The organism is Flavobacterium lacustre (assembly GCF_027474525.2).
Lineage (GTDB): Bacteria > Bacteroidota > Bacteroidia > Flavobacteriales > Flavobacteriaceae > Flavobacterium > Flavobacterium lacustre.
The window spans coordinates 1,795,282-1,812,112 of sequence record NZ_CP114882.2 but is presented as its reverse complement, the minus strand read 5'-3'; the positions used below and the strand labels follow the sequence as shown (position 1 = coordinate 1,812,112).

The 16,831-nt window shown below is 34.8% G+C and carries 18 protein-coding genes and 1 tRNA gene; 11 read left to right on the top strand and 8 right to left on the bottom strand.

What is annotated here, in order from left to right; genetic code table 11:
* Positions 1–7: 7 nt before the first annotated feature.
* The gene (locus tag O6P34_RS07940) at positions 8–484 is read right to left on the bottom strand and encodes a lipocalin family protein (protein ID WP_269683977.1); all 477 of its coding nucleotides are present in this window, start codon (positions 482–484) and stop codon (positions 8–10) included.
* A 182-nt stretch (positions 485–666) separates the two neighbouring features.
* Between O6P34_RS07940 and htpG the strand changes: the two genes are divergently transcribed.
* Positions 667–2,553 carry a molecular chaperone HtpG gene (gene htpG, locus O6P34_RS07935; protein WP_269683976.1) on the top strand — a complete coding sequence of 629 codons (1,887 nt, stop codon included), beginning with the start codon at positions 667–669 and terminating at the stop codon, positions 2,551–2,553.
* A 122-nt stretch (positions 2,554–2,675) separates the two neighbouring features.
* Here the strand turns inward: htpG and O6P34_RS07930 are convergent, their stop codons facing one another.
* Genes O6P34_RS07930 through O6P34_RS07910 form a run of 5 tightly spaced genes read right to left on the bottom strand, consistent with a single transcriptional unit; the run spans position 2,676 to position 7,130 of the window.
* Positions 2,676–3,641: a sodium-dependent bicarbonate transport family permease gene (locus O6P34_RS07930; RefSeq protein WP_269683975.1), complete on the bottom strand. Its 966-nt coding sequence runs from the start codon at positions 3,639–3,641 to the stop codon at positions 2,676–2,678.
* A gap of 35 nt (positions 3,642–3,676) precedes the next feature.
* Complete coding sequence (locus O6P34_RS07925) at positions 3,677–5,029, bottom strand: dihydroorotase (RefSeq protein WP_269683974.1); 1,353 nt, start codon at positions 5,027–5,029, stop codon at positions 3,677–3,679.
* Positions 5,030–5,032: 3 nt separating this feature from the next.
* Positions 5,033–5,995 (bottom strand): L-threonylcarbamoyladenylate synthase, encoded by a 963-nt coding sequence (locus O6P34_RS07920; protein ID WP_269683973.1) that lies wholly within the window; start codon positions 5,993–5,995, stop codon positions 5,033–5,035.
* 3 nt (positions 5,996–5,998) lie between these two features.
* Positions 5,999–6,835 carry a DUF6671 family protein gene (locus O6P34_RS07915; RefSeq protein ID WP_269683972.1) on the bottom strand — a complete coding sequence of 279 codons (837 nt, stop codon included), beginning with the start codon at positions 6,833–6,835 and terminating at the stop codon, positions 5,999–6,001.
* 1 nt (position 6,836) lies between these two features.
* A complete protein-coding gene (locus tag O6P34_RS07910; protein WP_269683971.1) occupies positions 6,837–7,130 on the bottom strand; it encodes a hypothetical protein in 294 nt (97 codons plus the stop codon).
* Positions 7,131–7,404: 274 nt separating this feature from the next.
* Between O6P34_RS07910 and O6P34_RS07905 the strand changes: the two genes are divergently transcribed.
* The 10 genes from O6P34_RS07905 (at position 7,405) to O6P34_RS07860 (ending at position 16,153) form a co-directional block, all read left to right on the top strand.
* Positions 7,405–8,325, top strand: coding sequence for a LysR family transcriptional regulator (locus O6P34_RS07905; RefSeq protein WP_269683970.1), 921 nt, complete (start codon positions 7,405–7,407; stop codon positions 8,323–8,325).
* Between the two features lie 182 nt (positions 8,326–8,507).
* Positions 8,508–8,915: a DUF2721 domain-containing protein gene (locus O6P34_RS07900; RefSeq protein WP_269683969.1), complete on the top strand. Its 408-nt coding sequence runs from the start codon at positions 8,508–8,510 to the stop codon at positions 8,913–8,915.
* A gap of 158 nt (positions 8,916–9,073) precedes the next feature.
* Positions 9,074–9,976 carry an EamA family transporter gene (locus O6P34_RS07895; RefSeq protein ID WP_269683968.1) on the top strand — a complete coding sequence of 301 codons (903 nt, stop codon included), beginning with the start codon at positions 9,074–9,076 and terminating at the stop codon, positions 9,974–9,976.
* Positions 9,977–10,050: 74 nt separating this feature from the next.
* On the top strand, positions 10,051–10,404 hold the full coding sequence (locus O6P34_RS14950) for a DoxX family protein (protein ID WP_269683967.1): 354 nt from the start codon (positions 10,051–10,053) through the stop codon (positions 10,402–10,404).
* 80 nt (positions 10,405–10,484) lie between these two features.
* Positions 10,485–11,087 (top strand): alpha-ketoglutarate-dependent dioxygenase AlkB family protein, encoded by a 603-nt coding sequence (locus O6P34_RS07885; protein WP_269683966.1) that lies wholly within the window; start codon positions 10,485–10,487, stop codon positions 11,085–11,087.
* Positions 11,088–11,160: 73 nt separating this feature from the next.
* Positions 11,161–11,988, top strand: a complete 828-nt coding sequence (locus O6P34_RS07880) for a sterol desaturase family protein (protein WP_269683965.1) — start codon at positions 11,161–11,163, stop codon at positions 11,986–11,988.
* 120 nt (positions 11,989–12,108) lie between these two features.
* Entirely contained in the window at positions 12,109–12,387 is a 279-nt protein-coding gene (locus tag O6P34_RS07875; protein ID WP_269683964.1) for a DUF2805 domain-containing protein, read from the top strand.
* A 76-nt stretch (positions 12,388–12,463) separates the two neighbouring features.
* Complete coding sequence (locus O6P34_RS07870; protein ID WP_269683963.1) at positions 12,464–13,399, top strand: alpha/beta hydrolase family protein; 936 nt, start codon at positions 12,464–12,466, stop codon at positions 13,397–13,399.
* A gap of 56 nt (positions 13,400–13,455) precedes the next feature.
* On the top strand, positions 13,456–15,318 hold the full coding sequence (locus O6P34_RS07865; RefSeq protein WP_269683962.1) for a M61 family metallopeptidase: 1,863 nt from the start codon (positions 13,456–13,458) through the stop codon (positions 15,316–15,318).
* A gap of 124 nt (positions 15,319–15,442) precedes the next feature.
* The gene (locus O6P34_RS07860) at positions 15,443–16,153 is read left to right on the top strand and encodes a DUF4369 domain-containing protein (protein WP_269683961.1); all 711 of its coding nucleotides are present in this window, start codon (positions 15,443–15,445) and stop codon (positions 16,151–16,153) included.
* Between the two features lie 252 nt (positions 16,154–16,405).
* On the opposite strand, the gene O6P34_RS07855 is transcribed toward O6P34_RS07860, so the two are convergent.
* Together O6P34_RS07855 and O6P34_RS07850 are read right to left on the bottom strand one after the other, a co-directional pair.
* Positions 16,406–16,479: transfer RNA gene (locus tag O6P34_RS07855), tRNA-Thr, on the bottom strand.
* Between the two features lie 78 nt (positions 16,480–16,557).
* Positions 16,558–16,824: a hypothetical protein gene (locus O6P34_RS07850; RefSeq protein ID WP_073209770.1), complete on the bottom strand. Its 267-nt coding sequence runs from the start codon at positions 16,822–16,824 to the stop codon at positions 16,558–16,560.
* Positions 16,825–16,831 lie beyond the last annotated feature (7 nt).

Here is a 16,831-nt window from a genome sequence, read left to right as displayed (position 1 = left end):
TTTTTAATTAATTAACTTTTTGAAATTGATACACCACATCGGTGATTTTTCCGCCTACATCAATTTTGTCAACCAACTGAAAAGAAGTATCGGTTTGATTGGCAACATATAAAATGTATCCTTCTCTGACTTTTTTGGCTTTGATATCTGCGTCGAGAACTTTCAATACAAATTGACCTTCTTCATTTACAAACCAAGTGATAGGAGAACTAAAAGCAGGACAGCCCACTTTAGTCAAAGCCATTTCGCCTTTATTGTTATTAGAAACAAACTTCCAGGTACTGCCTACAAAACATTCGGAATCGGCAATTTGAAAGGAATTCACTTTAATGTATTGTGAACCGGGGTAAGTTACAGCGCTGATCACCCAATTTCCTTTCATAGCAACTTGAGATTGTCTATTAGTATTGGTGCTGGTGATGGAGGTCGATTTACAGGCAAACATCACAATGGCTAATGCGCATAAAACAATAACTTTTTTCATCTTCTTTTAATATTTGGGATTAATAATACTACAAAGATACAAAGCAAGAAAACCAAATTGTTTTATAATTATTGAATTTTGTTTCAAAATTAACACTTCCGCCAATTTGTCACTTGGGCTAGAATTGGTATTCTATTTGAAAGGATTTGAATAATCAAATTAAACTTAAATTTTTTACAATTATGACAACAGGTAAAATTAATGTTTCGGTAGAAAACATCTTTCCCTTAATCAAGAAATTTTTATACAGCGATCACGAAATTTTCTTGCGTGAATTAATTTCAAACGGAACAGATGCAACGCTAAAACTAAAACACTTAACGAGTATTGGAGAAGCTAAAGTAGAATATGGTAACCCAATAATTGAAATCAAAATCGACAAAGAAGGCAAAAAATTGCACATTATCGATCAAGGATTAGGGATGACTGCGGACGAAGTAGAAAAATACATCAACCAAGTCGCTTTTTCTGGTGCAGAAGAGTTTTTGGACAAATACAAAGATTCAGCCAAAGATTCAGGAATTATTGGTCATTTTGGTCTTGGTTTTTACTCTGCTTTTATGGTAGCCGAGAAAGTGGAAATCATCACTAAATCATTCAAAGACGAACCAGCAGCACATTGGACATGCGACGGAAGCCCGGAATTTACTTTAGAACCGGCAGATAAAACCACAAGAGGAACAGAAATAATTTTGCACATCGCCGAAGATTCGTTAGAATTTTTAGAAGAGTTCAAAATACGTGAACTGTTGAACAAATACAATAAGTTCATGCCAATTCCGATTAAATTTGGAACAAAAACAGAAACACTGACTAAACCGGAAGATGCTCCGGAAGACTATAAACCGGAAACGATTGAAGTAGATAACATCATCAACAATCCAAATCCGGCTTGGACAAAAATTCCAACCGATTTAACAGACGAAGATTATAAAAAATTCTACCACGAATTGTACCCGATGCAATTTGAAGAACCTTTATTTCACATTCATTTAAATGTGGATTATCCGTTCAATTTAACCGGAATTTTATACTTCCCAAAATTAGGTGCTGACCTTCAAATTCAGAAAGATAAAATTCAATTGTACCAAAACCAAGTATATGTTACGGATAATGTAGAAGGAATTGTACCTGAATTCCTGATGATGCTTCGCGGTGTGGTAGATTCTCCGGACATTCCTTTGAATGTATCGCGTTCCGGTTTACAAGCGGATAGTGCCGTGAAGAAAATATCAAATTACATCACCCGAAAAGTAGCGGATAAACTCAAATCACTATTCAACGAAAACAGAGAAGATTTCGAGAAAAAATGGAATGACATCAAAATCGTTTTAGAATACGGAATGCTTTCAGAAGACAAATTCTACGAAAAAGCAGGTGCTTTTGTATTGTATCCAACTGTAGATGATAAATTCTTTACGCTGGATGAATTAAAAGAAAATCTAAAAGACAAACAAACCGACAAAGACGGAAAATTGGTTGTTTTATATGCCGGAAATAAAGAAGCGCAACATTCTTACATCGAAATTGCAAAAGAAAAAGGATACGAAGTATTACTGTTAGACTCTCCGATTATCTCACATTTGATTCAAAAAATTGAAGGAGATAATAAAGATTTGACTTTCGTACGTGTCGATTCAGACCATATTGATAATTTAATCAAAAAAGAAGAAACGACTATTTCTAAATTATCCGAAGAAGAACAAACCAGTTTAAAAACAGTGCTGGAAACAATTGTACCAAAACAAAATTACTCGGTACAACTGGAAGCAATGGACAGCCAAGCAGCTCCTTTTATTATCACGCAACCGGAATTCATGCGTAGAATGAAAGAAATGAGTCAGTCGGGCGGTGGCGGAATGTTCGGAATGGGAAATATGCCCGAAATGTATAATTTAGTAGTAAACACCAATTCAGATTTGGCTACAACCATACTAAATACCGAAGACAAATCAGCGCAGGAAAGTTTGGTAAAACAAGCCTTAGACTTAGCTAAATTGTCCCAAAACTTATTGAAAGGGGAAGCGTTAACTGCTTTCGTAAAAAGAAGTTTTGATTTGATAAAATAACACATTCGGTTATCCAATTACAGAAAGGCCTGTTAGTGAAAACTGGCAGGCTTTTTTTACTTCAAGTTATAAATGATTAGAAATACAATTTTGAGATTATTAACATCAATTAAAGTTAATAATTAGAAATGAGACAATACAATTGAAAAATAAATGGGCATTCCAAAAGTTATATTAAAAGGAAACGTTATTGCCAAGGCCATAGGTAAAAAAATACCTGGATTTGCCTTTGGCACAGCTATCTTCATAGCTGCCGGAACTGCAATGTAAGAAGCACTCGCTGCTAAAACAGCAAAAACAAAACGATTTCCAACATCTTCTGTAACAAATTGACTTAAAAATGCAATAATACAGCCATTAATGAGAGGAAAAACAACTGCAAAAAAGATGCTGAACCAGCCACTTCTAAAAAAATCATTTAATTTACGACCACTTACAATTCCCATATCCAATAAAAATAAAGCTAAGAATCCTTTAAAAATATCCGTCGTAAAAGGCTTAATTCCTAATGCCTGCTGTTCGCTTGCTAAAAACCCAATAACTAAACTTCCAAGGATTAATAGTACACTACCATTAGTAAAAGAATGTTTAACTATGGTACTCATCTTGGTTTTCTGAATTTCTTCTTTACTAAACAAGCGGATTAAGATTACCCCAATAATAATTGCCGGTGCTTCCATCAACGCCATTACTGCAACCATGTGACCACTAAAACTGTAGTTTTGAATTTCTAAAAAGGAAACAGCCGTTACAAAAGTTACCGCACTCACAGATCCATAAGCGGCAGCTATAGCACCTGAATTCTCAATACTAAACTTCCTTTTTAAAATAAAAAAAGTATACAGTGGAATTAATCCGGCAATCAATACCCCAAAGAGTATCGACCAAAGTATATCTTTAGTGAAATGACTGTGGGCCAATTCCTGTCCGCCTTTGAAACCAATTGAAAAAAGAAGGTATAACGATATAAATTTGGAGGTATTCTCCGGGATTTTTAAGTCACTTTTTAAGTAGACGGCTATAATTCCCAAAACAAAAAATAATAAGGCAGGATTAGTCAAATTATCTAATAATAAACTGAAATTCATATTTTATAGTATTTAAAATTATTTTTTTATTTGCATTATCGAATCTTTTCAAATCGCAATCTTTTCCCTTTTATATCCGTCTGAACAAGTCCTTTTTCATAAACTAGATTTCCATTTACAAAAGTAGAATTGATACTACTTTTAAAAACCTGCCCTAAAAAAGGAGACCAATTACATTTATATAAAAGAGAATTCTCACTTACTTCCTGTTGCTTATTTAAATCAACTAAAACCAAATCTGCAAAATAGCCCTCCCGAATATAGCCTCGTTCTTTGATTCGGTAAATTTCGGCTACATTATGACTCATTTTTTCCACTACTTTCTCCAATGGAATTTCACCCCGATGAAATAATTCTAAGATGGCTAAAAGGCCATGTTGTACCAAAGGTCCCCCAGAATGTGCCTGAAAATAATTCCCTGCTTTTTCCGCAATGGTATGAGGAGCATGATCTGTAGCAATAATATCTATCTTATTATTTAGTAGTGATTGCATCAAACCTTTTCGATCCTGATCTTTTTTGATAGCGGGATTCCATTTAATCTTGGATCCCAGTCTTTCATAATCCGCATCTGAAAACCAAAGATGATGCACGCAGGCTTCCGCCGTGATTCGTTTTTCTCTGATTGGTGTATGATTATCGAATAATTTAGCTTCCGCCAAAGTTGAAATATGAAAGAGATGTAAGCGTGTTTCGTGTTTTTCAGCAATTTTCAGTACCCGTTGAGTTGCTTTTAAGCAAGCTTGCTCATTTCGAATCAGAGAATGATAAAAAAATGGAATATCGGCCCCATATTGAAGCTTAAACTTCTGAGTATTCGCATTTATAACCGTATCATCTTCACTATGTAAAGCGACAAGCGTATCTGTTCTTGAAAATAGGTCTTCTAAAAAGTCTGGATAATTTGCTAAAATACCTTCGTCGTTATTAAAATAGAGGCCGTCATCTGTGATTCCGCATACATTTTCAGTATCTGTTCTTAAAGCTTCGTCTAAGTTATGCTTAGAAATCCCCATAAAAAAAGAATAATTCGCTAGTGATTTCTCGGCGGCCATTCGGTACTTTTCTTCTAATAATTCCTGAGTCAGTGTATTTGGAATCGTATTTGGCATGTCCATAAAAGAAGTAATACCACCAGCTACAGCTGCGGCAGATTCGGTAAAAAGGGTACCTTTATGAGTTAGTCCTGGATCTCTAAAATGAACTTGATCATCAATAACTCCGGGAAGCAGATAAAGTCCTGTCGCATTAATTTCAATATATTTTTTTACGGGGTTTAACGTGATTGAAGATGCTATTTTTTCAATTCTTTCCCCTGAAATTAGTACATCTAAATCGAGTATTTTTCCCTCATTGACTACTTTTGCATTTCTAATAATAGTATCCATATCTTATTTTTTAGTGGCTCTTTCTAATCGATCGTTAATAGTTTTGCCTAAACCCACATCTGGAAAACGTTCGGCTATAATGACGTCAAGCTTACACTCATCTAATCGATGTAAAGCAGCATACAATTGCGATGCTGCTTCTGCCAAATTTCCTGTGGGAGATAGAATTTCCTGTGCTACAATATTAGGATGATTATCAATCCCTTTTTGGAAGATTAAAACTCCAATTTTTTGATTCACAAAAGTCTTGAGTAGCTCCGTTACATTCGCACTCATATGGGTAGTGGTTAAAGGCGCATAATGCCTAGAAAGCATTCCGGGTGCCATTGGAGTATTATCATCATGAGTTCTCATTTTTACAGGACCCACAATTAGTTCAATATCCTCAATTGCAAGAGAACCCATGCGATATAAAACAGGCTCATCATTATCAAATCCTATGATAGTAGATTCAATCCCTCGTTGACAGACCCCTCCATCTAAAACCATTGGTAACAGATTTTTAAAATAGTTAGCAACATGTTCAGCCGCTGTTGGACTAATACAACCAAAAGGGTTTGCGCTTGGAGCAGCTAAGGGATAGTCAAGCTGCTCCAAAAGCGCTAAAGTTAGCGAATGATTTGGAACCCTAACCGCTACCGTATCTTTGCCTCCAGTGACTAAATCCGGAATACTTGCTTGTTTTTTTAACACTAAGGTTAAAGGTCCCGGCCAAAAAGCAGCAGCTAGCATAAAGGCTTTTTCAGGAATAACGCTAACTATTTCAGGCAAGTCCTCTACCGACTTAATATGAACAATTAAGGGATTAAAAAAGGGTCTTTGCTTCATCTTGAAAATACTTTCAATGGCAGGGATACTGTAAATATTTCCGGCCAAACCATAAACCGTTTCAGTAGGAATACCAATAATTTGGTCTTGATTTAATAAGGCAACAGCCTTTTGAATCGAATTATTAATTAATGTCATATCTTAAGGATTACAGCTATCACAATAGCCGGGTTCTTCTGTTGTTTTTTGGTGAGGATACCTTCTTTCAGAACTAAAAGAACACTTCTTACAAGTATAAATGAAACTCAAAGTTGAACGAGTTGGCATTGAACACCAAGAACAAGGCAAGCCAGATCTTACATCTGTAATACTAAAACCAGGCGTTTTACAACTTGGACATTCCGTTTTTATGGTTTCTAATAATTTCTGTGCAGTAATTTTTATCACACCCATGCGTGTGGGATTATATAGTGCACGCATGTCAGTTTCAGCATAAACACTTCCATAAACACTTATTAAATGCTCAAAAGAATCCTCCAATTGACTTGTTGTAGTGATGCCTTTAATGATTCCACTAAGTTCACTTGGATTACTTCTCAAAATTATGGCATGTGTCGGGAATTGAACTTTCGTAGCAAAATCAAAGAGCATTTCTATATTGAGGATTTTTTCTCCATAAAAATTAGTGTCCAGACTGAGTTCACGGACAATAATTTCCAAATCGTTTTTTTTATCGATAAAAATTAAAAACTCATTGTCGGCATGAGCAAAGAAAATAGAAGGATGTATTCCAAAAGAACCTTCACTTGCGATTCCCAAATCACAATCAAATTCAGCCATAGCTGCCAAACATTTTGCTCTTACAGTTTCCAATGCATTTACTTTTCGATCAACTTCCCCTGAAAAGGTTCCAAAAACATCCGAATCATAATTTTCAGGTACAAAACAATGAACACCTAAGCCTTTTTCAAAAATTGGAGCAATCACCTGCTCTTTATGATGCTTCGTTGCAATAAGTAATTTTCTACCCTTAAACATTCTATTTTTTGTTTACCTTAGGAATTAAACCTATTTGAACCACACTGTCAATTTTAATCTCCAGATCCATCAATGAACCTTCATTAATAAATTCCTTTATGTATTCGGCAGCATCAGTAAGAGACTTAATTCTTATTTTGGAATGCGAATTTTCTTCATCAAATCGAATTTTATCACTAAATATTTCCAAATTATGGAAATTAACTTTACTATTAATCAAAGCAAGAAGTACTTTTCTTGCTTCTGAAGGCGAAAATTGACCTTCAATTAACTTAAATTGATATTCATTTTCCATAACTATTTTATAATAAAATTTGAGTTTTCTTTAGTGAGTAGACCGTGAAAAATATTCCTAAACCTAAAAACAAAGTAAAAAATAGGTTTTTAGGATAAACTGTCGTTAATACTATTGCGCAAATGAGCCAACACAACCCAATGGATAAACTTATTTTGACACCCATATTCTTTTTTTTATTTTCCATATCAATTACTTTAATTTTTCACAAAAGTAAATCGGCTCATCCATATATTTTTATTTATATTTGTGATAACTATCATAAAAATTATTTATGAACTATACCCTGCATCAACTAAAAGTTTTTTTAAAAATTACCCAAAACAAAAGCATCACTAAGGCTGCTATTGAATTGCATCTTTCCCAACCTGCAGTATCAATACAATTAAAAAATTTTCAAGATCAATTTGATGTTCCACTAACTGAAGTAATTGGAAGAAAACTGTATGTGACAGATTTTGGTAAAGAAATTGCCTTGGCCTCCGAAAAAATTTTAAATGAAGTGCATGCCATAAACTATAAAACAATGGCATTTAAGGGGCAATTGACGGGGAAATTAAAAATTTCCGTAGTATCAACAGGCAAATATGTAATACCCTATTTTTTGTCTGATTTTTTGAAACAAAATCAAGGTGTTGAATTAATTCTGGATGTGACCAATAAAAATAAAGTATTAAAAAATTTAGAAAGAAATGAAGTAGATTTTTCTTTGGTTTCAGTTTTACCAGAAACCATAGAAATTGAAAACGTAGAGCTTATGCCTAATTCCCTTTACCTTATTGCTAATATTGATCAAAATGTAGGGGCAGGAATTCAGGATAAAAAAATTTTAGAAACGTTACCAATCATCTATCGCGAACAAGGATCAGGAACAAGATATGTGATGGAAAAATTTATAGACAACAATCAATTAACGGTTATAAAAAAAATGGTTCTTACCGGAAATGAAGCTGTAAAACAAGCCGTACTTGCAGGACTTGGTTGTTCCATTATGCCAATAATTGGTATAAAAAACGAACTCAATAATGGTGACCTGCAAATTATTCCGGTAAAAGACTTACCTATCCAATCTAACTGGAATTTAATTTGGTTAAAAGGCAAAAAATTTTCACCAGTTGCCGATGCTTATTTAAATTTTATTCTAAAAGAAAAAACTAGAATCATCAAACAAACCTTTAACTGGATTAAACATTAAAAAACAGTTTTAATTTAACGCCAAAAACTATACTTTTTGAATTATTTTTTTACAAATAGAATTACTATTTTTTTGGAATAAAAAAGTTGAAAAGATTCCCGAACTTTGAACTCAAAAAAAAACCAAAACCCAAAACCCAAAACCCAAAACCCAAAACCCAAAACCCAACACCCAACATCCCCATGACCCTACACATTGAAACTCCGGCCTTACTTTTCTCCGCTACTTCCTTAATTTTACTGGCATATACCAATCGGTTTTTAACGGTGGCCACGATTGTCCGAGGTCTCAAAAAAACCTATAAAGAGAAAGAAAACAGCATGATTTTATTGGAAATAAAAAACCTTAACTTACGATTGACACTCATTCGCTACATGCAAATGGCGGGTGTTTCGAGTTTGTTTTTATCGGTATTTACGATGTTATTATTGTTTTTGGATCAACAAGTATCGAGCATTTACTTATTCGGATTAAGTTTACTGGCCTTATTGATTTCATTGGGATTGTCATTTTGGGAAATCAATATTTCGGTTGATGCTTTGCGACTGCACCTAAGTGATTTGACGCATAAAGAACAGGTAAAAGACTAGTTATCAACAAAAAATTAAGCTTTCATAAAATTCCTATTACAGCGATTTTTTTTAAGGATATTTAGAAAACTATTCCTTAAAATGGTGTATTTCCAGAAAGAGAATAAGAATTCCTAACGCCTAAACCCTACCGTTGTCGGCTTTCCAAATTTAAAAAAATGATAAAAAACAGCGTATTAAAAGGAGTTTTATTAGTAGGACTTGGAGCTACGAGTTACGGAATGCTGGCCACATTTGTAAAAATGGCGTATGACGAAAACTATTCAACAGCCGAAGTTACTGTAGCCCAATTTGTCTTGGGAATACTTGGAATACTTAGTATCAATGCATTTCAAAAAAACAAGAAAGGAAATGCAGTCATAAAGGCATCTCGCAAAAACATTTTTCAATTGATGCTGGCCGGAACTTCGCTGGGATTAACCAGTGTATTTTACTATCTGACGGTAAAGTACATCCCGGTTTCTATCGCTATTGTTTTGCTGATGCAAACCGTTTGGATGGGAGTACTATTGGAAATGATTTTGGATAAAAAACGCCCTTCAACTCAAAAAATAATTTCGGTATTCATTGTTTTAATCGGAACTGTTCTAGCGACAAATCTTTTACAAACCAAAATACATTTAGATTGGCGCGGTATCGGGTTAGGCCTTCTGGCGGCAGCTTCGTTTACCACAACGATGTTCACAGCAAATCGGGTGGCTGTTGGTATTTCTTCGGCACAACGCAGTTTATACATGCTGTTAGGTGGTGCGGTCATTGTGTTTGCTTTTGCAATGGTAACGCAATCAACACCCTTTAATTTTAATATTTTCATAAAATGGGGAATTATACTAGCCCTTTTTGGAACTATAATTCCACCTATGCTGATGAATGCCGGTTTTCCGCTTACCGGAATTGGGCTGGGAAGTATTGTTTCGGCTTTAGAACTACCGGTATCCGTTTTGATGGCTTATTTTCTGTTGAATGAAACGGTAAATACACTGCAATGGTTTGGAATTACGTTAATTCTTGCAGCTATTGTACTGATGAATGCAAATCATAAAAAAGAATCAATTTCTTAAAATTAGCTAAATTATTTACAATATCATTTATTTTGTGCTAATTTTTATATAAATTAGCAATAAAGACTCGTATTATGATTTTTCCTTGGCACCTCTACCTAATGGCTTTGATATACCTTTTAGCAGGAATTAATCATTTCAGATCGCCAAAGCTTTATTTAAAAATCATACCGCCTTATTTGCCGAATCCAGCTCTATTGAATTCTACCACTGGTTTTTTACAAATTTTTTTAGCGGTTGAACTTTGCATCCCTTCGTTTTCAAGCTATGCCGCTTGGGGAATTATGGCCTTGCTGATAGCCGTTTTTCCCTGCCACATCTACATGTACCAACACAGAAGAGCAAGTATGCACTTACCCAAATGGATCCTTCTTTCAAGAATGCCGCTACAGCTTGTACTGCTATATTGGGCTTATCAATACACCTGATAAAATAGAAATTAGTTCTACAGGATAATTTGATTAATTTCAAAAGGGAACGACTCCCCTTTTCTCTTTATTTTTACAACATGAACGCATTATTCCAACAAGAACCTATTGTACTCGATCTACCGGACGCAGAAATAATCTACTTTCCTCATTTTTTTAATACAGAGGAAGCGGACAGATTGTTTAGCGAATTAAAAAACAACAGTGCGTGGCAACAAGATGAGATTCGGGTTTTTGGAAAAATTCATCCACAACCCCGACTGACCGCTTTATATGGAGAACAAGAAAAACCCTACTCTTATGCGAATATCACCATGCAACCCTTAGAATGGACACCCATTTTGCAAAAAATAAAAGAATCCGTCGAAAGCACTTGCCAAACCAAATTCACCTCGGTATTACTGAACTATTACCGGGACGGCAAGGACAGTAACGGCTGGCACGCCGACAACGAAAAAGAATTAGGGACAAACCCAGTTATAGCTTCGATAAGTCTCGGCGCGGAACGTGTTTTTCAATTGAAACACAACACAGACAAAGAGTGTAAAAAAAACATAGTATTGGAACATGGCAGCCTCTTATTAATGAAAGGAACTACCCAACAATTCTGGAAACATCAAATCCCGAAAACGACAAAACCCATAGGACCCAGAATTAACCTCACTTTTAGAGTCATTATATAAAACAGAGAACCAGATAATTATCCGAAACGACTGTATCCGAAAAAGTAGTACATTTGAAACAAACCCTTAAAATATGAACGACCTTATTTCTTATTTTACCACGATTCCATCGTCGCACCGAAGCTTGATTCTGGTAGGTGGAATTACACTGTTTTGGCTGATCGAAAACGCATTTCCGCTTTTTAATTTTAACTATAAAAAAACGCATCATGCCGGCATAAATCTCTTTTTGACAATGACAACCATCGTGGTCAATTTCTGTTTGGCTTTCATTTTGGTAAAAACGGCGGATTGGACAATAATAAATAATTTTGGAATTTTACAAGAACTGCCGCAAATGCCAGTGTGGCTTTATACGCTGATTGGGTTACTTTTATTAGATTTAATTGGAGCGTATCTGGTTCATCTGGTAGAACACAAAACCAAGTTTTTATGGCGGTTTCATCTGATTCACCATACCGATACTTGGATTGACACCACTACTGCCAACAGGCACCATCCCGGCGAAAGTGTCATCCGGTTTATCTTTACCACCTTTGGCGTTTTGATTGTAGGAAGCCCGATGTGGATGGTATTTCTCTACCAAACCCTATCGGTAATCGCAACCCAATTTAACCATGCCAATATTGCATTACCCAAAAAAGTAGATGTGTTTTTGAGTTATTTTATTGTTTCTCCCGATATGCATAAAGTACATCATCATTATGTTTTGCCGTACACCGATAGTAATTACGGGAATATTTTTTCGATTTGGGACCGAATATTCGGAACTTTTATGACAATGCCAAGAGAAGAAATCCGCTATGGTGTAGACACACACCTGAAGCCCGAAGAGCACAATGAGCTGAAGAACTTACTTAAAATTCCGTTTCAAAAACAACGCGCTTTCGAAAAGGACTAAAAAAACTATAAAAAAAATGAGGTTTTGATACGAAGTAATTATTATTTTTCTTAATATTGGTTTATAATTAAAATGAACCATTTATTAATCATTAACCACTATTGAATTAATTTTCACGTGATGAAAAAGAGTAACCGCAAAGAATTGAACTGGGAACAAACAGAAAAACTTGTTACGTTGGCCTTAGAAGAAAAAAATCCTTTTGAAATTATCAAAAAAGAATTTGGTCTGGCCGAAAAAGAGGTTTTAGAAATCATGAAAAAGAAGATGCCCGCAGAAAAATTTGAGATGTGGAAAAAGAAAGCTACTGCTAATAAACCAAAACCAAAACCCCTTAAAATCGATGATTTCGACGAAGATTTGGATGGCAAATATTACATAAAAAACAAACTTGATTAAACTAAAAACTCCCTTACACGGGAGTTTTTTTTTCCTTTGATTCAAAAAAAATAACCCCAGCTAAACACCAAATAAAATGAAGAAAGCAACTTTTATAGTTCTATTGGCATTCGTTACCAATTGTTTTGCCCAACAACCAGCATTCAATAAAGAAGAAGTTACCATAAACACCTTGCTGAAAGGGTCATTATACATCCCTTTAAATCAAAGCAACAAAACAAATCTTGTCATACTGATTGCAGGCTCAGGCCCAACAGACAGAGACGGAAACCAAAAAGGGATGAGCAATAATTCCTTAAAAAAACTATCGGAAGAATTAGCCAAAAAAGATAATGCTGTTTTTAGTTATGACAAAAGAATCTTTGCTCAAATGGCTGCCGGAACGCTTAACGAAGCAAGTCTTTCTTTTGATGATTTTATTAAGGATGCCAAAGACGTCATCGCGTATTTTAAAAACCAAAAGAAATACAACAAAATCATAATTGCCGGACACAGCGAAGGAGCTTTAATCGGATTGGTAGCAGCAAATGGAAATGCAGATGCCTACATTTCATTGGCTGGAGCCGGAAGACCAATTGATGAAGTACTATTGGAACAAATAGGAAAACAAGCGCCTTTCTTAAAAGAAGAAGTCCAAAAAAATCTGGAAATCCTTAAATCCGGAAAAACATTCGAAAATAAAAACCAAATGTTAGCTGCTCTTTTCAGGGAAAGCGTACAACCGTATATGATTTCCTGGATCAAATACAATCCGCAAAATGAAATTAAAAAAATACAAATACCGGTTCTGATCATCAACGGAGACAAAGATTTACAAGTAGCTGTTGCAGATGCCCAAGCACTAAAACAAGCCAAACCGGAAGCCAAATTAGAAATCATAACCAACATGAATCATGTTTTAAAAGAAATTAAAGGCGACGAAGCAGAGAACAAAGCGTCATACACCAACCCGGATTTACCGGTGACGGAAGGACTGACTACAGCAATAAATCTTTTCATTAAATCATTATAAACTGTAACATTTATAAGATAACGAAGACTTACAGACATATAAAAACAATTCAAATTATGAAAAGAATACTATTTTCCTTTGCTTTTGCAGCCATGCTTTGGAGTTGCAAAACCGGAAGTACTGCAACTGCTACAACTTCAAAACAAGAAGTTTCCGTTAGCATTAATCTTATCGATGTAAAGGACGACAAAGTACTGGTTACGGTTACAACACCAAAAATCAATACTGATGAAGTAACATACAGCATTCCTAAAATTGTTCCAGGAACCTATACCGAGGACAATTATGGTAAATATATTGAAGACGTAAAGGCATTCGATGCCAAAGGAGCACTTTTGTCTGTTACTAAAAAAGATGATAATAACTGGACAATTAAAAATGCAAAAGCATTACGCACCATCACATATTTAGTAAATGACACCTACGACACCGAAAACGGAAAAGGATTTGGTAAAGAAGATGTGTTTTCTCCAGCAGGTACAAATATTGACGCAGGTGTCAACTTTATGATTAACATGCATGGCTTTGTAGGCTACTTTCTGGACAAAATCGACTTGCCGTACAAAGTGACCATCAGCCATCCGGAAACACTTTGGGGCGCAACCTCTATGATTGATTTAGACACAACCGCTACAACAGACGTTTTTATAACTTCACGTTATGCTGAATTAGTGGAAAACCCGGTGATGTATGCCAAACCGGATTACACCACGTTTACAGTAGACGGAATGGACATCCTGATTGGTGTATATTCCCCAACAGGAAAAGTAACGGCAGAAAGCATTACTCCGGAAATGAAAACAATGATGACAGCCCAAAAAACGTTTTTAGGCAAAATCAATGCAAACAAAAAATACAGCGTGCTATTGTATTTATCAACCATGGCACAAACCGATGCGAAAGGCTTTGGCGCTTTAGAACATCCAACTGCAACCACGGTGGTTTTACCGGAAATGTTACCGAAAGAAGAATTGGTGAAATCAATGAAAGATGTGGTTTCACACGAATTTTTCCACATTGTAACGCCATTGACAATCCATTCGAAAGAAATTCAATATTTTGATTACAATGCTCCAAAAATGTCAGAACATTTATGGCTGTACGAAGGAGTTACAGAATATTTTGCAAATCTGTTCCAAATCAATCAAGGACTAATCGATGAAACTGAATTTTACAGCCGAATTGCTGAAAAAATAGAACATGCCAAAAAACTGAATGACACCATGCCGTTCACCACGATGAGCGCAAACGTATTGGTGGCTCCATACAAAGACCAGTATTTGAATGTGTATGAAAAAGGAGCACTTATTGGAATGTGTATCGACATCATCATCAGAGAAAAAAGCAACGGAGAAAGAGGAATTTTGGATATGATGCACCAATTAGCAAATGAATATGGCGTTTCAAAACCATTCAATGACAACGAACTTTTTGCAAAAATAACCGAATTGACCTATCCTGAAGTAGGCGCTTTTTTAACGCAATACGTGTCTGGACCAACTCCGATTCCTTATGAAACCTATTTAGGAAAAGTAGGGGTAACAAAAGCTATGGAGAAAGCTCCCGGAAATGTATTCTTAAAAGGACAAATGCCCTATATTACGGTAAATCCGAATACCAAAGAAATTAGTGTTATTCCAAGTAGTGAATCAATTGATTTTTACAAAAATCTGGGCCTCAAAGGAGGAGATATTATAGTAGCCATCAACGAAAAACCGTATTCACTGGATAATATTTACGAAATGATTTCGGAAAGCCAAAACTGGAAAGAAAACGATGCAATTACCCTAAAAATAAAAAGAGACGGTAAAGAACAAACCATAAAAGGAAAAGTAAAACTGCCATACGAAGAAAAAGAAGGATTAAAAGCGACAGACGCCACTAAAACGACTTTGAAAAATACATGGTTAAAAGGATAAAATTTAAAAATAACTGAAGAAATCCCAATTTAGAAATAGATTGGGATTTTTTTTTAAATTCCGCAAAGTGAACCGCTGTCTTTTAAACAATTTTCTTTATTTTGCAACAAAATATAAAAGACCAATGAAAAAAATTAGTATCGCATTAATTACGCTTACACTTTTAGCCGCATGTAGCGAAAAAGAATCAAAAACAAACTTGCATCTTACCGGAAATATAAAAGGATTAAAAAAAGGAACTTTATACGTTCAAAGAGTGGTAGACACCACACTCGTAGCTATCGATACGATTACCATCGACGGAAATGCTGCATTTGAAAGTGATTTAGATTTAAAATCACCGGAGATGCTGTATTTATTTTTAGACAGAGGCGTGAGCAATTCTCTTGACAATAATGTAATGTTCTTTGCAGAACCAGGAAAAATAAATATTGAAACCAGTTTAGATGCCTATATTTCTGATGCTAAAATTACAGGCTCAAAAAACAATGATTTATATGAAGAATATCAAAAAGTAAACATACGCTTCAGAGATGAAAACCTGAATTTAATTGAAAAAAAATTCAAAGCTATCAAAAGCAATAACACAAAAACAATAGATAGTATTTCAGCCAAACAAGAAGGAAATATCAAAAGAAAGTACCTGTATGCAACTAATTTTGCCATTAACAATAAAAACTTCGAAGTGGCGCCTTACATAGCCTTATCAGAGATATACGATATCAATATTAAGTATTTGGACACCATCCAAAAATCGATGACTCCAAAAGTAGCTCAATCGCTTTACGGTAAAAAACTAACCGAATATATCGCTTCAATTAAAAACCAGAAATAAACCGATTACAGATTACAAATAAAAAAACGTCTTGTTTCAGAACAAGACGTTTTTTTTATGACCACTATTTTCTTTAATAATCGTTCCAAAAAAGAAACTATTTTTTTAACCTTATCCCGATAATGAAAAATCTTAAAATATTTTATAGGATTTAAAAACAAACAAAACCGATCCTTAAAAAAACCAACTTGCCACACCAATTACATCCAAAAACAAAAAACCATCTAACAAAAGTTAGATGGTTTTATTAAGAGCCGGCGGAGGGACTCGAACCCACGACCTGCTGATTACAAATCAGCTGCTCTAGCCAACTGAGCTACGCTGGCGACGTATTACGGGTGCAAATATAAGTCTGAATTTCAATTTTCCAAAATAAATTCAAACTTTTTTTGCTTTTTTTTCGACTACAATTCGTTGATTTTAGCAATCAATTGATTAGCAGTTTGTTCCAATTCAACATTAATTTGTTTGAAGTGTGCTTTTTTGTCTTCTACTTTTTTTGCATTCACTTTAGTGATTAAAGCATCAAAAGCTGCAATAGCTTCGTCAATTAATGCGTTAGTTTCTGTAGTTGGTTTACCAGTTGTTGAAATCTCGAACAAGTATACAGCTTCAATAATATCTCCTAAAACGTAGTTGATGTCTTTTTTTAAATTCTTAACGTTTGCCATTTTTTTT

Coding starts and splice junctions, on each gene's coding strand:
- O6P34_RS07940 (WP_269683977.1), bottom strand. CDS start 484: ATGAAAAAAGTTATTGTTTTATGCGCATTAGCCATTGTGATGTTTGCC.
- htpG (WP_269683976.1), top strand. CDS start 667: ATGACAACAGGTAAAATTAATGTTTCGGTAGAAAACATCTTTCCCTTA.
- O6P34_RS07930 (WP_269683975.1), bottom strand. CDS start 3,641: ATGAATTTCAGTTTATTATTAGATAATTTGACTAATCCTGCCTTATTA.
- O6P34_RS07925 (WP_269683974.1), bottom strand. CDS start 5,029: ATGGATACTATTATTAGAAATGCAAAAGTAGTCAATGAGGGAAAAATA.
- O6P34_RS07920 (WP_269683973.1), bottom strand. CDS start 5,995: ATGACATTAATTAATAATTCGATTCAAAAGGCTGTTGCCTTATTAAAT.
- O6P34_RS07915 (WP_269683972.1), bottom strand. CDS start 6,835: ATGTTTAAGGGTAGAAAATTACTTATTGCAACGAAGCATCATAAAGAG.
- O6P34_RS07910 (WP_269683971.1), bottom strand. CDS start 7,130: ATGGAAAATGAATATCAATTTAAGTTAATTGAAGGTCAATTTTCGCCT.
- O6P34_RS07905 (WP_269683970.1), top strand. CDS start 7,405: ATGAACTATACCCTGCATCAACTAAAAGTTTTTTTAAAAATTACCCAA.
- O6P34_RS07900 (WP_269683969.1), top strand. CDS start 8,508: ATGACCCTACACATTGAAACTCCGGCCTTACTTTTCTCCGCTACTTCC.
- O6P34_RS07895 (WP_269683968.1), top strand. CDS start 9,074: ATGATAAAAAACAGCGTATTAAAAGGAGTTTTATTAGTAGGACTTGGA.
- O6P34_RS14950 (WP_269683967.1), top strand. CDS start 10,051: ATGATTTTTCCTTGGCACCTCTACCTAATGGCTTTGATATACCTTTTA.
- O6P34_RS07885 (WP_269683966.1), top strand. CDS start 10,485: ATGAACGCATTATTCCAACAAGAACCTATTGTACTCGATCTACCGGAC.
- O6P34_RS07880 (WP_269683965.1), top strand. CDS start 11,161: ATGAACGACCTTATTTCTTATTTTACCACGATTCCATCGTCGCACCGA.
- O6P34_RS07875 (WP_269683964.1), top strand. CDS start 12,109: ATGAAAAAGAGTAACCGCAAAGAATTGAACTGGGAACAAACAGAAAAA.
- O6P34_RS07870 (WP_269683963.1), top strand. CDS start 12,464: ATGAAGAAAGCAACTTTTATAGTTCTATTGGCATTCGTTACCAATTGT.
- O6P34_RS07865 (WP_269683962.1), top strand. CDS start 13,456: ATGAAAAGAATACTATTTTCCTTTGCTTTTGCAGCCATGCTTTGGAGT.
- O6P34_RS07860 (WP_269683961.1), top strand. CDS start 15,443: ATGAAAAAAATTAGTATCGCATTAATTACGCTTACACTTTTAGCCGCA.
- O6P34_RS07850 (WP_073209770.1), bottom strand. CDS start 16,824: ATGGCAAACGTTAAGAATTTAAAAAAAGACATCAACTACGTTTTAGGA.